The sequence below is a fragment of the Mycobacterium sp. 050272 genome (assembly GCF_039023525.1).
Taxonomy (GTDB): Bacteria; Actinomycetota; Actinomycetes; order Mycobacteriales; family Mycobacteriaceae; genus Mycobacterium.
Genome location: NZ_JBCHKV010000051.1, coordinates 1 through 2,409 on the forward strand (window position 1 = coordinate 1; position 2,409 = coordinate 2,409).

The 2,409-nt window shown below is 68.5% G+C and carries 2 protein-coding genes; both read left to right on the forward strand.

Annotation, left to right across the window (positions count from 1 at the left end):
* Window positions 1-131 precede the first annotated feature (131 nt).
* Window positions 132-1,493, forward strand: coding sequence for a DDE-type integrase/transposase/recombinase (locus AAHS21_RS31895; RefSeq protein WP_047324307.1), 1,362 nt, complete (start codon window positions 132-134; stop codon window positions 1,491-1,493).
* The gene (gene istB, locus AAHS21_RS31900; RefSeq protein WP_047324306.1) at window positions 1,490-2,347 is read left to right on the forward strand and encodes an IS21-like element helper ATPase IstB; all 858 of its coding nucleotides are present in this window, start codon (window positions 1,490-1,492) and stop codon (window positions 2,345-2,347) included. The genes AAHS21_RS31895 and istB overlap by 4 nt, the downstream gene beginning before the upstream one ends.
* Window positions 2,348-2,409 lie beyond the last annotated feature (62 nt).

Consider the following 2,409-nt stretch of genomic DNA (forward strand, 5'->3'; position numbering starts at 1 on the left):
CGCTCACTGAAATTCCCCACTGACGCTCATCGAAATTCCCCACCCGTGTGGCTCCGCCGAGAAGGGCGGGCCTCCTTCGATGCTGCTGGTGTCTGACGCCTGCAGCACTGCCGAAGGAGGCCTGCTTTCTCATGCTCACATGGGAGGACGATGTGGAAGTACATGCCCTGCGCAAGCGTGGTTGGACGATCTCAGCGATCGCCCGCCACACCGGCTTCGACCGCAAGACGGTCCGCAAGTATCTGGCCGGTGACGGTAAACCGGGAGTCCGTGCCCGTCCGGGTCCGGACCCGTTCGATCCGTTCGTCGACTACGTGGTCGCCCGGCTGACCGAGGACCCGCACCTGTGGGCCCGTACCCTGCTCGACGAACTCGAGGAGCTGGGCTTCGGGCTGTCGTATCAGAGCCTGACCCGCAACATCCGAACCCGGAATCTGCGTCCGGTCTGCCAGGCGTGCCGCACGGCCACCGAGCGGCCCAATGCAGTGATCCCACACGCCCCGGGTGATGAAACCCAATGGGACTGGCTGGAATTGCCCGATCCACCGGCATCGTGGGGGTGGGGCAAGACCGCGCACCTGCTGGTGGGCTCACTGGCCCATTCCGGGAAGTGGCGAGCCGCCCTGGCGCCCTCGGAGGATCAGCCACACCTGGTCGCCGGCCTGGACCGGGTGACCCGCGGACTGGGCGGGCTGACTCGGGTGTGGCGGTTTGACCGGATGGCCACGGTCTGCGACCCCGGCAGCGGCCGGGTGACCGGCTCATTCGCCGGGGTGGCCAAGCACTACGGGGTGTCGGTGGCGATCTGCCCGCCGCGGCGCGGCAACCGCAAGGGCGTGGTGGAGAAGGTCAATCACACCGCCGCGCAGCGCTGGTGGCGCACCCTGGCCGATGAGGCCACCGTGGAGCAGGCGCAGGCTGGTCTGGATCGCTTCGCCCGGGTCCGCGGCGACACTCGGCTGCGGGCCACCGCTGACGGCCGGTCCTCGGTGGCTGTGGTGGCCAAGGCCGAGCCGCTGGCCCCGGTGCCGGCGCTGCCGTATCCGGTGATCGTGGCCGAGACCCGCACGGCGTCGCGGCAGGCGTTGGTGCCCTACCGCGGCAACCGCTACTCGGTACCCCCGGAACTGGCGGCTGCCCAGGTGGTGGTGTCGCATCCGGTCGGCGGGCAGTTCTGCGACATCGCCACCACCAGCGGGATCGTGGTGGCCCGGCACCGACTGGTCGCCGACGGGCTCGGGGTGATGGTGCGTGACAGCGGTCATGTCATCGCCCTCGACACCGCCGCTTTGGCCACCGCCACGACCGGGCGCCCGCATCGACGCAAGGAACGCATCCCACCCGGCCCTGCGGCCAAAGCTGCGGCCGCACAACTCCTTCAGATCAAAGAATGCAGCAACCCGGAACCTCAATCCCTGACTCCGTCAACCGATTCCACTGTCATCGACTTGTCCGCCTACGAGCGGGCCGCCCAGAACAGGATCATCCAATGACCCCGACCTCACGCATCGCGAAGACCACCGCCACGACCACCGCTGAGGAGTCTCCGTCGGCAGCCGCGAGTCGCTACCAGCAGCTGCGCTCGCATCTGGCCACGCTCAAGCTGGCCGCCGCCGCTGAAGCGCTGCCCGCGGTCCTGGATCAGGCCACCGCCGAGGGCCTGTCGCTGACCGTGGCCCTGGAGCGACTGCTGGCCGCCGAGGTCGACGCCAGCACCGCCCGCCGGTTGGCCGGTCGGCTGCGGTTCGCCTGCCTGCCCACCCCGGCCACCCTGGCCGACTTCGACGTCGATGCCGCCGCCGGGATCGACCGCAAGCTGATCGACGAACTGGGCACCTGCCGCTACCTGGAATCGGCGACCAACATCCTGCTCATCGGACCACCAGGCACCGGCAAAACCCACCTCAGCGTCGGGCTGGCGCGAGCCGCAGCCCATGCCGGCTACCGGACCTACTTCACCACCGCCGCGGATCTGGCTGCCCGCTGCCACCGCGCGGCGATCGAGGGGCGCTGGGCCACCACCATGCGCTTCTACGCCGGGCCGACGCTCCTGGTGATCGATGAACTGGGCTATCTTCCGCTGCCCGCCGAAGCTGCTTCGGCGTTGTTTCAGGTTGTGTCCCAACGGTATTTGAAAACATCGATCGTGATCACCACCAACCGCGGGGTGGGCGCTTGGGGCGAGATCCTCGGCGACACCACCGTCGCGGCCGCCATGCTCGACCGCCTACTGCACCGCTCAGTGGTCATCAACCTCGACGGCGAGTCTTACCGCCTGCGCGACCACCACGCCGCCGCCGAAACCCTGCGCCGAACCACCACCGGCACCCGCCAACAACTACACTGACTGCTGCTCACAGGTGAGGAATTTCGGCGAGCACACCTGAGGACTTTCGATGAGCGCGATCA